Genomic DNA, 16,750 nt, shown 5'->3' on the forward strand with positions numbered 1-16,750 from the left:
GAGGCGGGATGGGCTAGCCGGCCTAAGCCAGCAACCGCGTGTTGACGACCTTGCCATCCTGGGTCAGCCGGATCGCCTGGCCGATCTCGTCATCTTCGGGCAGCACGGGCCGCCCCGCTTCCTTGTCCCAGAAGGCCGAAAGGAAGTTGTAGAGGTTGCGCGCGAACAGCGCCGAGGCGTCCGCCGCGAGCCGGCTCGGCACATTGCGGTGCCCGACGATCTTCACGCCATGCCGCTCGACAATCGCGCCCGCCACCGCGCCCTCGACATTGCCGCCGCTTTCGACCGCAAGGTCGACGATCACCGATCCCGGCTTCATCGTCGCGAGCTGCGCGTCGGAGATCAGCCGCGGCGCGGGGCGCCCCGGGATCAGCGCGGTGGTGATGACGATGTCCTGCTTGGCGATGTGGCTTGAAACCAGTTCGGCCTGCTTCGCCTTATATTCCTCGGACATTTCGGTGGCATAGCCGCCGCTGCCCTCGCCCTCTATGCCCTTCACCTCCTCGACGAAGATCGGCTTGGCGCCGAGCGAGAGGATCTGCTCCTTGGTCGCGCTCCGCACGTCGGTGGCGGAAACCTGCGCGCCCAGCCGCCGCGCGGTCGCGATCGCCTGCAGCCCCGCCACGCCCACACCCATGATGAAGACGCGCGCCGCCGATACGGTACCCGCCGCGGTCATCATCATCGGAAAGGCGCGGCCATATTCGGACGCGGCATCGAGCACCGCCTTATAGCCGGCAAGGTTCGACTGGGAGGAGAGTATGTCCATCGACTGGGCGCGCGTGATGCGCGGCATGAATTCCATCGCCAGCGCCTCGAGGCCGGCCGCGGCATAGGCCTCGACCCGCGCCCGCTCGCCGAACGGATTGAGCGCCGCCACCAGCCACGCCCCGGGCTTCGCTCCGGCGAGGGTCTCCGGATCCGGCCCCTGCACGCCGAGAATGATGTCCGCCCCGGCAAGCGTCGCGGCGCGGTCGGCGACGGTCGCGCCGGCCTCGGCATAGCCCTTGTCGGAAATGGAGGCGGTCAGCCCCGCCCCCGTCTCGACGGCGAGCTGTGCGCCGAGCGCGGTCAGCTTCTTCACGGTTTCGGGGGTCGCGGCGACGCGGCGCTCGCCCGCCGCCGCCTCGCGCAGCACTGCGATCTTCACTGGCACGCCCCGGTCAGCGCGAAATCAGAAGAAGGACGATCCCGACCAGGATCGCGCAGGCAATCGTGCCGAACTTGAAGAAGCTCAGGAAGCGCGCATAGGTCGCCTCATGCTCCTTTAGCTCGATCTTCGCGCCATTTTCGGCCATGCTTGTCCCCCGGCTCGTCCTGAACTTTCGGGCAGGGTTCTAACGGTACCCGCCTTATGCCTCAAGGTCATGCGCCAGGTCTTTCAGGCAGGTTATTTTACACCCCCGGTCACTCGGATGGGCATTGAGTCCTTTCAGCCACACCACAAGGGATTGAGTCCTGCAGGCCGGCCGGACTCCAGATGCTGCGTACGGACTCCTTCCGTTCCCACCCTGGGTGCGAATCACCCCAAATCCACCGGGGCTTGACCCGCGACTCGCGAAGATTCAGGGTCTTTTCTCGACCGGCAAGGATGGGGCCCATGGGAATTCTGAAACGTATCGACACGAAGCAACAGCCTGCGACGAAGGCGCGGCCGAAGCTTTCGCTCCTCCCCCTGGACACGATCCTGATGGACGATTGCGTGGCCGCGATGGCCAAGCTGCCCGATCGCTCGATCGACCTGATCTTCGCCGATCCGCCCTATAATCTCCAGCTCGGCGGCGATCTTTTCCGTCCCGAGGGCGGCCGCGTCGATGCGGTCGACGATGATTGGGACAAGTTCGACACGTTCGAGGCCTATGACCGCTTCACCCGCGCCTGGCTGCGCGAGGCGCGCCGCGTGCTCAAGGATGACGGCACGCTGTGGGTGATCGGCAGCTATCACAATATCTTCCGCGTCGGCGCCGCGCTTCAGGACGAGGGTTTCTGGATCCTCAACGACATCATCTGGCGCAAGGCCAATCCCATGCCCAATTTCAAGGGCACGCGCTTCACCAACGCGCATGAGACGATGATCTGGTGCTCCAAGTCGGAAAAGGCGCGCTACACCTTCAACTATCGCGCGATGAAGGGCCTCAACGACGATCTCCAGATGCGGTCGGACTGGTCGCTCCCCATCTGCTCGGGCGGCGAGCGGCTCAAGGATGATGACGGGCACAAGGCGCATCCGACGCAGAAGCCGGAAGCACTGCTCTATCGCGTCCTCCTCGCCTCCACCGAGCCGGGCGACATCGTGCTCGATCCCTTTTTCGGCACGGGCACCACGGGCGCGGTCGCACGGCGCCTGCGCCGCCGCTGGATCGGCATCGAGCGCGAGCCCAAATATGTGAAGGTCGCCAGCGAGCGCATCGCCTCCACCCTGCCGCTCGACGAAAGCGCGATGGCGGGCGTGCCCGAGAAGAAATCCGCGCCGCGCGTCGCCTTCGGCATATTGATCGAGACCGGCCTGCTCCAGCCCGGCACGATCCTCACCGACGCCAAGCGCCGCTGGAAGGCGGAGGTCCGCGCGGACGGCACGCTCGTCGCCGATGGCGCCGCGGGCTCGATCCACAAGCTCGGCGCCACGCTTCAAAATGCGCCCTCCTGCAATGGCTGGACCTTCTGGCATGTCGAGCAAGCCGGCAAGCTCCTCCCCATCGACACGCTGCGCCAGCGCCACCTCGCCGCCACGGGGGAATAGCGCCACTTATCGCCGCCCCGCCTCCGCAGGCCCCTTGCATAGCCCTTATCGTCATGCCGAAGGTGTTTCGGCATCCACCCCTCATCCGCGCCGGCGCGCAGATTTCACGGTGGACCCTGAAACAAGTTCAGGATGGCGGCAGATTATGCAAAGGGTCCTGCCCGCGCGGGAATGGCGATAGGATGACGGGATCATCCAACTCGGTCCAAGATCCGCCGGGGCAGCACGAGAGACCGATACCGTGATCATTCCCCCCGCCGCCCGCCTCTATTTCCGCCCGACCGCCTTCATCGACGCGGCTTCCGGCGCGGCCGGCCGGTCGCTCCGCCTCGCCGGCGGCCCGCTCCATTTTTCCGCGCTGGAGGTCATCGCCCTCCTGGGCGGAAAGCGCGTCGCCCAACCCCTCATCCCCGTCGCACGCCTCCATGCCTTCCTCGCCACGCTGGACGAGGAGCAGCAGGCCGCCGCCCACGCCATCCTCGCCCGCCTCACCGCCCCGCGCGCGCCGCTCGCGCTCGGCCCGCGCACCATCCGTCTCGATCGGCCGCAGGCGATGGCGATCCTCAACATGACGCCGGACAGCTTCTCCGACGGCGGCGTCCATATCGGCGATCCCGCCGCCGCGGCCGCCGCGGGAATGGCGATGGTGGAGGCCGGCGCTGCGATCCTCGATATCGGCGGCGAATCCACTCGCCCCGGCGCCGCCACCGTGGCCGAGGATGAGGAGATGGCCCGCACCCTTCCCATCATCGAGCGGCTCGCCGCCGTCGGCGCCATAATCTCGATCGACACGCGCAAGGCCGCCGTCATGGAGGCCGCGCTCGCCGCGGGCGCGCATATCGTCAACGACGTCTCCGCCTTGTGCCACGACCCCCGCGCGCTGGAGCTGGTCGCGCGCGCGGGCTGCCCCGTCATCCTCATGCATCATCTCGGCACGCCCGCCACGATGCAGGATGCGCCGCGCTATGAGGATGTGCTGATCGACGTCCATGACTGGCTGGAGGCGCGCATCCTCGCGGCGGAGGCCGCCGGCATCGATCGGGCACGGATCATCGTCGATCCCGGCATCGGCTTCGGCAAGACGCTGCGCCACAATCTCGCGCTGCTGAACGGCCTGTCGCTCTTCCACGGGCTGGGCTGCCCGATCCTGCTCGGCGCGAGCCGCAAGCGGCTGATCGGCGCGCTTTCGAACGATGCCCCCGCCGATCGCCGGCTCGGCGGCTCGATCGCGCTCGCGCTATCCGGCGCGGCGCAGGGCGCGCAGCTCCTGCGCGTCCATGACGTCTTCGAAACCGTGCAGGCGCTCGACATATGGCGCGGCCTGCACGATGCGGCTTTCACTTAGAGTTGCACCAACCGCGTTCAGCCTGAGCGCGCCAGTTCAAGCCGCCAGGCCACCTACCCTCAGCCGATCTCGGCGGGCTCCGGCGGCGCAGCCAGCGACGAGAACAGATCCCCGAAGGAGCGGCGATGATGCCCCGTCGATCCCAGCCGCAGGATCGCATCGCGATGCGCCGCCGTGCCGTAGCCCGCATTGCGATCCCAGGCATAGCCCGAATGGCGCATCGCCAGCCGCGCCATCAGCCGGTCGCGCATCACCTTGGCGAGGATCGATGCGGCGGCGATCTGCGGCACCTTGCCGTCGCCGCGCACCACCGCCATCGCATCGCCCGAAAGCCCGCGCGGCACGTCCACCCCATCGATCCGGACGGGCGCATCCATCGCCAGCCGGCGGATCGCGGCGCGCATCGCATCGAGCGTCATCGTCCTGATGCCGAACAGATCGATCGCGCGCGCCGATCGCGCCGCGAAGGCGACGCGCGCACAGCCCATGATCAGGGGATAGAGCGCCTCGCGCTCCTCGCGCGTCAATTTCTTGCTGTCGTCGAGCCGCCCCAGCACGCCCTTGGGCAGGCATTGCGGCTCGAACCATACCGCCGCCACCATCACCGGCCCGCAAAGCGCGCCGCGCCCCACCTCGTCGCAACCGATCACGGCCGGGAACAGGCTCGCCTTCCTGCGGGCGAAGGGGCGCTCGGGCGCGGACTTGCGGGCGGTCGTCACGGGCCGCCTATGCCATTATCGGGCGGGTTCGCCTATAGCCCCAAAAGCCGCATCGCGGCCACGCCCAGCAGCAGCAGCGCGACCGTGAAGGAAAGCGACATCAGCCCCCAGCCGCACAGAGCGAGCATCGGCGCATGCGGGCGCTTGGCGCGCTGGTTGCGCGACATGCTGGACAGGATGAAGCTGGCAAAAAGACTATAGGCAAAGGCTGCACTGACGAGCACGCGCATCCCCCCGGATCCGTGGAAAAATCGCCGCTAGGCAGAATTTGCGCGTCCCTGCAATCCCATGCGCGCCATTTCGGCCACTTTCCGCGACGAAAGGCGGCGGATCGAGGGAACTTCCCGCTTTCCCGCCCGCACGACAGCCGATGATCGCTCCTCTCGCATTGCATTGCAACATTTTGTTGACACGGAGGCGAAACGGGAATCTGATCCGTAAGATTTCCGTCGCATCGGGGTAAGGCGTGGCCAGTCGAGTATCAGAGCCTGTCGGCACGCTGGCGACTGCGCTCCGCCATGCCGACCGGCTGCTACGCTCCGATCCCGCCCTCGCCGAGCGGCAGGCGAGCGAGATATTGGCGGTCGTGCCCGATCATCCCTCGGCCATGCTGCTGCTCGCCCGCGCCCGCCGGCTGTGCGGCAAGGCGGCGGCCGCGCGCCAGACGCTCCTTGCCCTCGCCGCCGCCCAGCCCCGTTCCGCCGCGACGCAGCAGGAGCTTGCGCTGGCCGAGGCGGCGCTGGGCGAGATGCCCGCCGCCATCGCCGCCTGGCGCCGCGCGGTGGCGCTCGATCCCGCCGATGCCGAGGCGTGGCGCGGGCTTGCCGATCTGCTCAAGCTTTCGGGCGACGATGCCGGAGCGGATGCCGCTCATGCCCGCGCGATCAAGGCGTCCGTCACCGATCCCGAGCTGGTCGAGGCCGCGCTGGCGCTGTGCGACGAGCGCCTCGCCGTCGCCGAGACGCTGCTGCGCGACCGGCTGAAGCGCCATCCCACCGATGTCGCCGCGATCCGCATGTTCGCGGAGGTCGCGGCCCGGCTCGGCCGCTATGGCGATGCCGGCACGCTGCTCGAACGCTGCCTGGAATTGAGCCCCGGCTTCGATGCCGCGCGGCGGAGCTATGCGCAGGTGCTCCAGCGGCAGAACCGGCCGGCCGACGCGCTGGCCGAGGTCGATCGCCTGCTGGCGCGCGACCCCGCCAATCCCGGCTATCGCACGCTGCGCGCCGCGATCCTCGTCCGCCTCGGCGATTATGAGGCGGCGATCGCGCTCTATTCCGCGCTTCTCGCCGAACATCCGCACCAGCCCAAGGGCTGGATGAGCTATGGCCATGCGCTGAAGACGGTCGGCCGCCGCGACGAGGCGATCGCCGCCTATGTCCGCGCGATCGAGCAGGCGCCCGCGCTCGGGGAGGCCTGGTGGAGCCTCGCCAATCTCAAAACCTATCGCTTCGACGATGCCCAGCTCGGCGCGATGGCGGCCGCGCTCGACCGGCCCGATCTGGCCGAGGAGGATCAGCTTCACCTCCATTTCGCGCTCGCCAAGGCGCGGGAGGATCGTGGCGACCATGGCCCCGCCTTCGATCATTATGCGCGCGGCAATGCCATACGCCGCGCACAGCTGCGCTATGATCCGGCGGAGACGAGCGAGCATGTCCGCCGCTCGGTCGCCCTGTTCGATCGCGCCTTCTTCGCGGCGCGGCAGGGTGGCGGCTGCGACGCGCCCGATCCGATCTTCGTCGTCGGCCTGCCGCGCGCGGGCTCGACGCTGGTCGAACAGATACTCGCCAGCCATCCGCTCGTCGAAGGGACGATGGAGCTGCCCGATCTGATGGCGATCGCGCGGCGGCTGGGCGAAGCGAAGCGCCGCTCCGAAACCAGCCTCTATCCCGAAATATTGACGAGCCTCTCCGCCGACGATCTGCGCACGCTCGGCGAGGAATATCTCGCGCGCACCCGCATCCAGCGGAAGACCGATCGCCCCTATTTCATCGACAAGATGCCCAATAACTGGGCGCATGTCGGGCTGATCCATCTGATCCTGCCCAATGCCAAGATCATCGATGCGCGCCGCCATCCGCTTGGCTGCTGCCTGTCCGGCTTCAAGCAGCATTTCGCGCGCGGCCAGGGCTTCACCTACGGGCTTGAGGATATCGGCCTCTATTATCGCGATTATGTCGCGTTCATGGCGCATTGCGATGCCGTCCTGCCCGGCCGCGTGCATCGGGTGATCTATGAATCGATGATCGCCGATACCGAAGGCGAGGTGCGCCGCCTGCTCGATCATGTCGGCCTGCCCTTCGATCCGGCCTGCCTTGCCTTCTGGCAGAATGACCGCGCCGTCCGGACCGCCAGTTCCGAGCAGGTCCGCCGGCCGATCTTCACCGACGCCGTCGATCATTGGCGCCATTTCGAACCCTGGCTCGATCCGCTGAAACAGGCGCTCGGGCCCGTGCTCGACGCCTATCCGCACGCGCCCTGAGGCGCGCGGGCCCACCGATAAGAGGAGCGGCAAAAAGCCGCCCGATACACGCAGGCAGGACGAAAGGAACAACGAAGCCAGAACATCAAAAGGGGGTCTTGATGACGATCCATTCCAACGGTCGCGCCGCGGCCGGCGCGGCGTTCCGCGCCACGCTGCTGCTCGCCTCGACCATGCTGACGCCGCTCGCGGCGGCGGACGCGCAGGAGGCCGCCGCCTCCCCCGCCCCGTCCGCCGGCCTCGACGAGATCGTGGTCACCGCGCAGAAGCGCGAGGAAAGTCTGCAGAAGGTGCCGATCAGCATCACCGCGATCAGCAGCGAGCGGCTGGAGCAGCTCCAGGTCAGCAATTTCACCGATTATGTGAAATATCTGCCCTCGGTCTCCTTCACCTCCTTCGGCCCGGGCTCGAGCCAGGCCTTCATCCGCGGCGTGGTGAGCGGCGAGGTGCCCAATCATTCGGCCTCGCTCCCCTCGGTCAGCACCTATCTGGACGAACAGCCGATCACGACCATCCAGGGCGCGCTCGACGTCCATGTCTATGACATCGCCCGGGTGGAGACGCTGTCCGGCCCGCAGGGCACGCTCTATGGCGCGAGCTCGGAGGCGGGCACGATCCGCATCATCACCAACAAGCCCGAGCTCGGCAGCCTCGAAGGGGCCGCCAATGCCGAGGTGAACAGCGTCGAGAAAGGCGGCACCGGCTATACCGGCGAGGGCTTCGTCAACCTCCCCGTCGCCGAAAATGCCGCCATCCGTCTCGTCGGCTGGTATGAGCATGATGCCGGCTATATCGACAATGTCCCCGGCAGCCTCGACTTCCCCGCCTCGGGCGTCACCGTGAACAATGATGCCCGCGTCGAGGACGATTATAACGACGTCGACACCTATGGCGGCCGCGCGGCGCTGCGCGTCGAGCTCGACGATCGCTGGACGGTCACGCCCACCATCATGGCGCAGAAGCAGCGCAGCCATGGCATATTCGCCTATGACAAGGCGGTGGGCGATCTCGAAGTCAGCCATTTCTTCCCCGAAGGGCAGAATGATCGCTGGTATCAGGCGGCGCTCACCATCGAAGGCAAGATCGGCAGCGTCGACGTCACCTATGCCGGCAGCTATCTCAACCGGAAGATCGACAGCCAGTCCGACTATTCGGATTACAGCTATTTCTACGACGTGCTCTATGGCTACACGCTGCAGAATGATGCCGGCGACAATATAAACCCGTCGCAGCATATCACCGGGCGGGACCGTTTCTCCAAGATCAGCCAGGAACTGCGCTTCGCCACCGATCCCACCGCGCCGCTCAGGCTGGTGGGCGGGCTCTTCTATCAGCGGCAGGGCCATAATATTCAGCAGAATTATCAGGTCGATGGTCTCGCCTCCGATCTGGAAGTGCCGGGCTGGACGGACACTTTGTGGCTCACCAAGCAGAAGCGCGTCGATCGCGACTATGCCGCCTTCGGCGAGATCAGCTATGACCTCACCGACAGGCTGACGGCAACTGCCGGCGGCCGCATCTTCCGCTATGACAACAGCCTGGTCGGCTTCTTCGGCTTCGGCGAAGGCTATAGCAGCTCGACGGGCGTCGGCGCCTGCTTCGGCGGCGCGGACGGGCCGGTGCTGGTGGCGGGCGGCCCCTGCACCAATCTCGGCGTCGAGAATGCGGACGGATCGATCAGCCCCAAGCGCGCGCGCAAGACCGATTTCACGCACCGGCTGAACCTCACCTACAAGTTCGATGCCGATCGGCTCGTCTATGCCACATGGTCGCGCGGCTATCGCCCGGGCGGCATCAACCGGCGCGGCACGCTGCCGCCCTATGAACCCGATTTCCTCACCAATTACGAGCTGGGCTTCAAGACGTCCTGGCTGGACAACCGGCTGCGCTTCAACGGCGCGCTCTTCTATCTGGAATGGAAGGGCATCCAATTCTCCTTCCTCGGCGCAAACGGCCTCACCGAGATCCAGAATGCGCGCAACGCCCATATCAAGGGCGCGGAGGCGGAGCTGCAATGGGTCCCCACGCCGGGCCTCACGCTCAGCGCCGCAGGCGCCTATACCGACGCCAAGCTCGCCAACAATTTCTGCAAGATCGCCAACAGTCCGGACTGTTCGGTGGACACGCCGGATGCGGATAATGAGATATTGGCCCCCGACGGCGCCCGCCTGCCGACCACGCCCAAATTCAAGGGCAATGCGTCCGCGCGCTACGAATGGAGCCTGGGCGATTTCGGCGCGCATCTCCAGGGATCGCTCGTCTATCAGTCGAGCAGTTGGAACGATCTGCGCACCAGCGACCGCGAGGTGTTCGGCAAGCGGCCCGATTATGCGCTGGTCGATCTGACGGCGGGCCTCACCACCAATCTCTGGTCGGTGGAATTGTTCGCGAAGAATGTCTTCGATTCGCGGCCGGATATCTACCGCTATTCGGAATGCTCATCCTCCATCTGCGGCGGCCGCATCTACACCTTCACCGCCCAGCCGCGCACGATCGGCCTGCGCGTCGGACGCAAGTTCCGATAGGAGCGCCATCATCGGGGCGGGACCTTCCCCGCCCCGCAATCGTTTCCCGCCCGTGACCAGCGCCGCCACGCCCGTGATCGTCAACCGCAATGGCGGGGCGGCCATCGCGGCTGGGGCGGGGCTTGAGGAGCGGATCGCCGCCGTCTTCGCCGATGCGGGGGCGACGGCGGACGTCCGGCTGGTGGAGGGGGAGGATGTGGGCGATGCGGTCCGCGCCTGTGCGGATCATGCGCTGATCGTCGTCGCGGGCGGCGACGGCACGCTCGGCGCCGCCGCCAATGCGCTGGCGCGACGCGGCTCGGCGGCGCGGCTCGGCATATTGCCGCTCGGCACGCGCAACCATCTCGCCCGCCAGCTCGGCATCCCGCTCGATCTACCCGCGGCCGCCAATGTCGCCATCCATGGCATGACAAGGCGGATCGACCTGGCGACGGTCAATGATGCCGGCTTCGTCAACAATGCCTCGGTCGGCTTCTATCCGCTGCTCGTCCGCTGGCGGGAGGAGGAGCGCCGGCGCCATCATCTGCCCAAATGGCTTGCCAATTTCCTCGCCGGCTGGGCGGCGCTGCGCCGCCTGCCGCATCATCGCATGCGCCTCAGGATCGAAGGGGCGGTGCGCACGGTGCACACGCCGCTCCTCTTCGTCGGTAATAATCTCTATCGCCTGCGCGCGGGCCATATCGGCGAGCGGGCTGCGCTCGACGATGGCAAGCTCTCGCTGTTCGTCGTGCCCATCCGCTCGCGGCCGGGCATAATCTGGTTCGCGCTGCGCATCATGTTCGGCCGGGGCGATCCGGCGCAGGATTTCGCCGCCTTCGCCGAATGCCGCCGCTTCTCCGTCAGCTCGCGCTCGCGCTCGATCGAGATTGCGCTCGATGGCGAGGTGCGGCGCATGGCGATGCCGCTCCGCTTCGCCATATTGCCCCGGGCGCTGAGCCTGATGGTCCCGCCCGCCCGCTGAAGCTCAGCCGCGCGCCGCCATCCCCCAGCCCGTGCAAAACAGCACGACCGCCAGCGGCGGCACGCGCCAGCGGATAAGCGCCATCCATCCCAGCGCCGCCGCAGCAAGGTCGCCCGGCCGCAGGATCGTCGTCGTCCATAAGGGATGATAGAGCGCCGCCCCAAGCAGGCCGACGACCGCCGCATTCGCGCCCCTGACCGCCGCCGCCCAGCCCGGCCGCGCCGCGAGACCGTGCCAGAAGGGCAAGGCGCCATAAAGGATGAGCAGGCCCGGCAGCGAGATCGCCGCCGTCGCCAGCAATGCGCCCGCCAGTCCGCCCGGCCCGATCGCGGCGATCGCGCCCAGATAGGCGGCAAAGCTGAACAAAGGCCCCGGCAGCGCCTGGGCCAGTCCATAGCCGGCAAGGAAGCGTTCGGGCGAGACCCAGCCCGGCGCCACCACCGTCGCCTGCAACAGCGGCAGCACGACATGCCCGCCGCCGAACACCAAAGCACCCGAACGATAGAAGGCGGCAAACACCGTCAGCATCGGCGATCGCAGCACCGCGCCCAGTATCGGCGTCGCCACAAGCAGCAGCGCAAAGACGATCAGCGCCATCGCCCCCGCGCGCCGCCCCGGCACGGCCCCCATCTCCCCCCGGGCCGACACGCCCGCCGCCCTGCATAGCCGCAGCCCGGCAAGCGCCCCGCCGATGATCGCCACCAGCTGCGCAAGGCCATTGCCCGTCAGCGCCAGCAGCAGCGCCCCGCAGGCGATCGCCGCCCGTGCCCGGTCCGGCGCCAGCATCGCGGCCATGCCCCACACCGCCTGCGCCACCACCGCCACCGCCGCCAGCTTCAACCCATGCAACGCCCCCGCCCACAAGCTCCCATGGAACAGCCCCAGCCCATGAGCGGCCGCCGTCATCAGCAGGAAGGAAGGCAAGGTGAAGGCGCTCCATGCGGCAAGCCCGCCCGGCAGGCCGCCCCGCCTGAGGCCGATGCCGAACGCCACCTGGCTCGATGCCGGCCCGGGCAGGAATTGGCAGAGCGCCACCAGATCGGCATAGGCCGCGTCGTCGAGCCAGCGCCGCCGCGCCACCAGCTCCGCCCGAAAATAGCCGAGATGCGCGACAGGCCCTCCGAAGGAGGTCAGGCCAAGGCGCAGGAAGAGGGCGAAGAGCGCAAGCATCGCCCCCTTATGCCTCAACGCTCGCTTATGTCCTCGCCCATCGAAGCGAGCAGCCGCCGCGCCCGCGCGAGATGCGGCGCGTCCACCATCCGCCCGTCGAGGCTCAGCACCCCCGCCCCCGGATCGGCCGCGAACAGCGCGACGATCGCGCGCGCCTCCGCCAGCTCCTCCGCGCCCGGCGTAAAGGCTTGGTTGATGACCGGCACCTGCGCCGGATGGATCGCCATCATCCCCGTAAAGCCGTCGCGCCGCCCCCGCGCCGCATAGGCCGCCAGCCCTTCGGCATCGCGAAAGGCGGGATAGATGGCCTCGATCGCCGCCACCCCCGCCGCATGCGCGCCGAACAGCGCCAGCGCGCGCACCATCTCATAGGGCGCGGTATAGCGGCCGCCCGCCTCGCGCGCGCTTATCGCCCCGATCGCGGCAGGCAGATCCTCCGCGCCCCAGCCGATCCCGCACAGCCGCTCCGCCACCTCGCCATATTCGCCGATCCGGAACAGCGCCGCCGGCGTCTCGGTCGCGATCGGCAGGATCGGCACCTGCTCCCGCCCCAGCCGCGCGCAAAGCCGCTCGATCGACCGCCGTCCCTCCGCCTTGGGGAGCATGATCCCATCCGGCCGATATTCGAGCACCGCCGCCAGATCCGCCTCCGCCAGTTCGCTGCCGATCGGATTGATCCGCACGAACAGCGCCGGCCCGCCTGGCCCCCGCGCCAGCCGCTCCGCCACTGCCGCCCGCGCATATTCCTTGCGCTCGGGCGCCACCCCATCCTCCAGATCGAGGATCAGCGCATCCGCCCCGCTTGCCGCCGCTTTGTCGAACCGCTCGGGCCTGTCCCCCGGCACGAACAGCAGCGAGCGCAGCCTCATGCCGGCCTCCTCCGCACGAGCGCGATGCGCAGGCATTGGCAGACAATCTCGTCGCGCTGATTGAACAGCTGATGGCGGAAGGTGACGATCCCCGCCTCGGGCCGCGACCGGCTGTCCCTCAACGCCGCCACCTCGCTCTCGCCGCGCAGCGTATCGCCGATGAAGACGGGCTTGGGCATGACGAGCTTGTCATAGCCCAGATTGGCCACCAGCGTGCCGAGCGTCGTATCGCCTACCGACAGGCCCACCATCAGCGCGAAGGTGAAGGTACCGTTGACGACGATCCGGCCGAACTCGCTGGCCGCCGCATGGACCGCATCGAGATGCAGCGGCTGCGGATTATGCGTAAGCGCGGAGATCAGCAGATTATCCGTCTCGGTCACCGTCCGGCGTATCTCATGGGCGATCCGGTCGCCCAGCTGCCATTGCTCATAATAAAGCCCGGCCATCAGCCCGCCCTTTCGATCCGCGCGAGCATCACGCCTTCCGCCACCTGCCCGCCCGCCGCCGCCTTCATCTCGGCGACGATGCCGTCGAAGGGGGCGACCAGCGCCTGCTCCATCTTCATCGCCTCCAGGAGGAGGATCTTCTGTCCCTTGGCGACGCGATCCCCCTCGGCCACCTCCACCGCCACGATCCGCCCCGGCATGGGCGACATGATCGCCCCGTCCGAAACTCCGCCCCCGCCGCCCGCATGCTCGGCCACCGGCGGCCCGAACGCCCAGGCCTCGCCATCGAGGAACAGCACCTTTTCGCCCCCCAACTCCACCGTCACGGGTTCGCCCCCGGGCACGACCTCGGCCAGGCGCACGCGCCCGCCCACTTCCACCGCCACGCGCCGCTCGGGCGCCGCATTGGCGCGAAATCCGGGCAGCGCCGTCCAGGGATCATTTCCCGGCGCCGGCAGCATTGCCCGCGCCGCCATTGCCACCCCCGCCTCGGACGGCTCCGCGCCCGGCACCAGCCGCCCGGCATGGCGCTCGATAAAGCCCGTATCGACCGCGCCCCGCACGAAATCCGGATCGGCCGCCGCGCGCGCGAGGAAGGCGGCATTGGTCCCGACCGGCCAGACCTGAATCGCCCGACAGGCCTCCGCCAGCCGCGCCGCCGCGGCGCCACGCGACGGCGCATGGACGATCAGCTTGGCGAGCATCGGATCGTAAAAGGGCGTCACCTCCCCGCCCTCCTCCACGCCGCTGTCGACGCGCACGCCCCCAGGGAAGCGCAGCCGGTCGAGCCGCCCGGTCGAAGGCAGGAATCCGCGCGCCGGATTCTCCGCATAGAGCCGCGCCTCCATCGCCCATCCGTCGATCGCCAGCTCCTCCTGCCGCCGGGGCAGCCGCTCGCCCGAGGCCACACGGATCTGCCATTCGACCAGATCCTGCCCCGTAATCGCCTCCGTCACCGGATGCTCGACCTGCAGCCGCGTGTTCATCTCCATGAACCAGATGCGGTCCGCCCTCAGCCCCGCCGACGCATCGGCGATGAACTCGATCGTTCCCGCGCCGACATAATCGACTGCCTTTGCCGCGCGCACCGCCGCCGCGCACAAGGCCGCGCGCGTATCGCCATCCATTCCCGGCGCGGGCGCTTCCTCGATCACTTTCTGGTGCCGCCGCTGGAGCGAACAGTCCCGCTCGAACAAATGGACGACCTCGCCATAGGCGTCACCGAATATCTGCACCTCGATATGGCGCGGGCACGCGACATAGGTCTCGATCAGCACCCGATCGTCGCCAAAGGCCGACGCCGCCTCGCGCCGGCAGGAGGCGAGCGCATCGGCAAAATCCTCCGCCCGATCGACGCGGCGCATTCCCTTGCCGCCGCCGCCCGCCACCGCCTTGATCAGCAGCGGATAGCCGATCGCCTCCGCCTCGGCCCGGAGCCGCGCCACATTCTGGTCCGCGCCCAGATAGCCGGGCGTCACCGGCACGCCCGCCGCCTGCATCAGCCGCTTGGCCGCATCCTTCAGCCCCATCGCCCGGATCGCGGCCGGCGGTGCCCCCACCCAGACGAGCCCCGCCGCCTGCACCGCTTCGGCAAACTCCGCATTTTCGGACAGGAAGCCATAGCCCGGATGGATCGCCGCCGCGCCCGTCGCGCGCGCCGCCGCCAATATCCTGTCCTGCGCCAGATAGCTTTCCCGCGCCGGCGCGGGCCCGATCGCCACCGCCTCGTCCGCCTCGCGCACGAAGGGCATGGCCGCATCCACATCCGAATGGACCGCGATCGTCCGGATGCCCAAGCGCCTGGCCGTCCGGATGATCCGCCGCGCAATCTCCCCCCGATTGGCGATGAGCAGCGACGGGATCATGCGCCCCCTCACATCCTGAACAATCCGAAGCGCGGCCGCTCCGGGATCGGCGCGTTCAACGTTGCGGACAGCGCAAGCCCCAGCACGTCGCGGGTCTGCACCGGATCGATGACCCCGTCGTCCCACAGCCGGGCGGTCGCATAATAAGGATTGCCCTCCTCCTCATATTTCTGGCGGATAGGCGCCTTGAACGCCTCGGCCTCTTCCTCCGTCCATGTCTCCGCCTCGCGATGCACCGTCGCCAGCACCGCCGCCGCCTGCTCGCCCCCCATCACGCCGATCCGGCTGTTGGGCCAGGTGAAGAGGAAGCGCGGGGAATAGGCCCGGCCGCACATGCCATAATTGCCCGCGCCGAAGCTGCCGCCGATCAGCACGGTGATCTTGGGCACCGAAGCGGTCGCCACCGCCGTCACCAGCTTCGCGCCATCCTTGGCGATGCCGCCCGCCTCATATCGGCCGCCGACCATGAAGCCGGAGACATTCTGGAGGAACAGCAGAGGCACGCGCCGCTGGCAGGCAAGCTCGATGAAATGCGCGCCCTTCAGCGCCGATTCCGAAAAGAGCACGCCATTATTGGCGAGGATCGCCACCGGCATGCCCCAGATCCGCGCAAAGCCGCAGACCAGCGTCACCCCATAAAGCGGCTTGAATTCATGCAGCTCGGATCCATCGACGATCCGCCCGATCACCTCATGCACATCATAGGGCGCGCGCACATCGGTCGGCACGATGCCATAGAGATCGTCCGGATCGAGCCTGGGCGGCCGGGGCGGCTGGATATCGATATCCACCGCCTTCACGCCGTTGAGCCGGCCCATAATCTCCCGCACGATCATGAGCGCCTGTTCGTCGCTTTCGGCGACATGATCGACGAGGCCGGACCTGCGGCCATGCGTCTCCGCACCACCCAGCTCCTCCGCCGAAATCACCTCGCCCGTCGCCGCCTTCACCAGCGGCGGCCCAGCGAGGAAGATCGTCCCCTGCCCGCGCACGATCACCGTCTCGTCGGACATGGCGGGCACATAGGCGCCGCCCGCCGTGCAGCTTCCCATCACGCAGGCGATTTGCGCGATCCCCTCGGCGGACATATGCGCCTGGTTGTAGAAGGCCCGGCCGAAATGGTCGCGATCGGGAAAGACCTCCGCCTGATGCGGCAGGTTGGCGCCGCCGCTGTCGACCAGATAGATGCAGGGCAGCCGGTTCTCCCACGCAATCTCCTGCGCGCGCAGATGCTTCTTCACCGTGATCGGGAAATAGGCGCCGCCCTTCACCGTCGGATCATTGGCGAGGATCATCGCCTCGCGTCCCGAAACCCGGCCGATGCCCGCAATCGCGCCCGCCGCCGGCGCCTCATCCTCATATAGGCCGTTCGCCGCCAGCGCGCCCACCTCCAGGAAAGGCGACCCCGGATCGAGCAGCCGGTGGATGCGGTCGCGCGGCAGCAGCTTGCCCCGCGCGACATGCCGCGCGCGCGCCGCCTCCGATCCCCCCAGCGCCGTCGCCGCCACCTTCGCGCGCAATTGCTCGACCAGAGCCAGATTATGCGCGCGGTTCCGGCGATATTCCTCGCCGTCGCGATCGACGAGTGTGGACAGCGCCCCCATCATCCCCCCCGTCGCCTCTCG

Annotated in this window: 14 protein-coding genes; 5 read left to right on the forward strand and 9 right to left on the reverse strand. The window is 68.1% G+C overall.

Annotated features, from left to right (window positions below):
* Nucleotides 1-22 precede the first annotated feature (22 nt).
* The gene (locus CLG96_RS07285) at nt 23-1,150 is read right to left on the reverse strand and encodes a Re/Si-specific NAD(P)(+) transhydrogenase subunit alpha (protein WP_107967184.1); all 1,128 of its coding nucleotides are present in this window, start codon (nt 1,148-1,150) and stop codon (nt 23-25) included.
* Between the two features lie 13 nt (nt 1,151-1,163).
* Nucleotides 1,164-1,298 carry an aa3-type cytochrome c oxidase subunit IV gene (locus CLG96_RS07290; RefSeq protein WP_107967185.1) on the reverse strand — a complete coding sequence of 45 codons (135 nt, stop codon included), beginning with the start codon at nt 1,296-1,298 and terminating at the stop codon, nt 1,164-1,166.
* Nucleotides 1,299-1,600: 302 nt separating this feature from the next.
* On the opposite strand from CLG96_RS07290, the gene CLG96_RS07295 reads away from it, so the two are divergent.
* Nucleotides 1,601-2,740 carry a site-specific DNA-methyltransferase gene (locus CLG96_RS07295; protein WP_107967186.1) on the forward strand — a complete coding sequence of 380 codons (1,140 nt, stop codon included), beginning with the start codon at nt 1,601-1,603 and terminating at the stop codon, nt 2,738-2,740.
* 241 nt (nt 2,741-2,981) lie between these two features.
* Nucleotides 2,982-4,085 carry a dihydropteroate synthase gene (folP, locus tag CLG96_RS07300; protein WP_107967187.1) on the forward strand — a complete coding sequence of 368 codons (1,104 nt, stop codon included), beginning with the start codon at nt 2,982-2,984 and terminating at the stop codon, nt 4,083-4,085.
* Between the two features lie 59 nt (nt 4,086-4,144).
* Here folP and CLG96_RS07305 read toward each other — a convergent pair whose 3' ends face one another.
* Nucleotides 4,145-4,804, reverse strand: coding sequence for a ribonuclease HII (locus CLG96_RS07305; RefSeq protein ID WP_107967188.1), 660 nt, complete (start codon nt 4,802-4,804; stop codon nt 4,145-4,147).
* Nucleotides 4,805-4,836: 32 nt separating this feature from the next.
* Nucleotides 4,837-5,034, reverse strand: coding sequence for a hypothetical protein (locus CLG96_RS07310; RefSeq protein ID WP_107967189.1), 198 nt, complete (start codon nt 5,032-5,034; stop codon nt 4,837-4,839).
* Nucleotides 5,035-5,270: 236 nt separating this feature from the next.
* On the opposite strand from CLG96_RS07310, the gene CLG96_RS07315 reads away from it, so the two are divergent.
* The 3 genes from CLG96_RS07315 to CLG96_RS07325 all read left to right on the forward strand — a co-directional run bounded on the left by CLG96_RS07315 (nt 5,271) and on the right by CLG96_RS07325 (nt 10,772).
* Nucleotides 5,271-7,286 (forward strand): tetratricopeptide repeat-containing sulfotransferase family protein, encoded by a 2,016-nt coding sequence (locus CLG96_RS07315; RefSeq protein WP_107967190.1) that lies wholly within the window; start codon nt 5,271-5,273, stop codon nt 7,284-7,286.
* 101 nt (nt 7,287-7,387) lie between these two features.
* Nucleotides 7,388-9,811 carry a TonB-dependent receptor gene (locus tag CLG96_RS07320; RefSeq protein WP_107967191.1) on the forward strand — a complete coding sequence of 808 codons (2,424 nt, stop codon included), beginning with the start codon at nt 7,388-7,390 and terminating at the stop codon, nt 9,809-9,811.
* A gap of 52 nt (nt 9,812-9,863) precedes the next feature.
* Complete coding sequence (locus CLG96_RS07325) at nt 9,864-10,772, forward strand: diacylglycerol/lipid kinase family protein (protein ID WP_165799576.1); 909 nt, start codon at nt 9,864-9,866, stop codon at nt 10,770-10,772.
* A 3-nt stretch (nt 10,773-10,775) separates the two neighbouring features.
* Here the strand turns inward: CLG96_RS07325 and chrA are convergent, their stop codons facing one another.
* Genes chrA through CLG96_RS07350 form a run of 5 tightly spaced genes read right to left on the reverse strand, consistent with a single transcriptional unit; the run spans nt 10,776 to nt 16,729 of the window.
* Nucleotides 10,776-11,942: a chromate efflux transporter gene (chrA, locus tag CLG96_RS07330; RefSeq protein WP_107967193.1), complete on the reverse strand. Its 1,167-nt coding sequence runs from the start codon at nt 11,940-11,942 to the stop codon at nt 10,776-10,778.
* Between the two features lie 14 nt (nt 11,943-11,956).
* Entirely contained in the window at nt 11,957-12,811 is an 855-nt protein-coding gene (locus CLG96_RS07335) for an HpcH/HpaI aldolase/citrate lyase family protein (RefSeq protein WP_107967294.1), read from the reverse strand.
* Nucleotides 12,808-13,260, reverse strand: coding sequence for a MaoC family dehydratase (locus CLG96_RS07340; protein WP_107967194.1), 453 nt, complete (start codon nt 13,258-13,260; stop codon nt 12,808-12,810). Before CLG96_RS07340 ends, CLG96_RS07335 begins: the two co-directional genes overlap by 4 nt.
* Entirely contained in the window at nt 13,260-15,125 is a 1,866-nt protein-coding gene (locus tag CLG96_RS07345; RefSeq protein WP_107967195.1) for an ATP-binding protein, read from the reverse strand. Before CLG96_RS07345 ends, CLG96_RS07340 begins: the two co-directional genes overlap by 1 nt.
* Nucleotides 15,126-15,133: 8 nt before the next feature.
* Nucleotides 15,134-16,729, reverse strand: coding sequence for a carboxyl transferase domain-containing protein (locus CLG96_RS07350; RefSeq protein ID WP_107967295.1), 1,596 nt, complete (start codon nt 16,727-16,729; stop codon nt 15,134-15,136).
* Nucleotides 16,730-16,750 lie beyond the last annotated feature (21 nt).

The organism is Sphingomonas oleivorans (genome assembly GCF_003050615.1).
In the GTDB taxonomy this organism is placed as follows: Bacteria; Pseudomonadota; Alphaproteobacteria; order Sphingomonadales; family Sphingomonadaceae; genus Sphingomonas_H; species Sphingomonas_H oleivorans.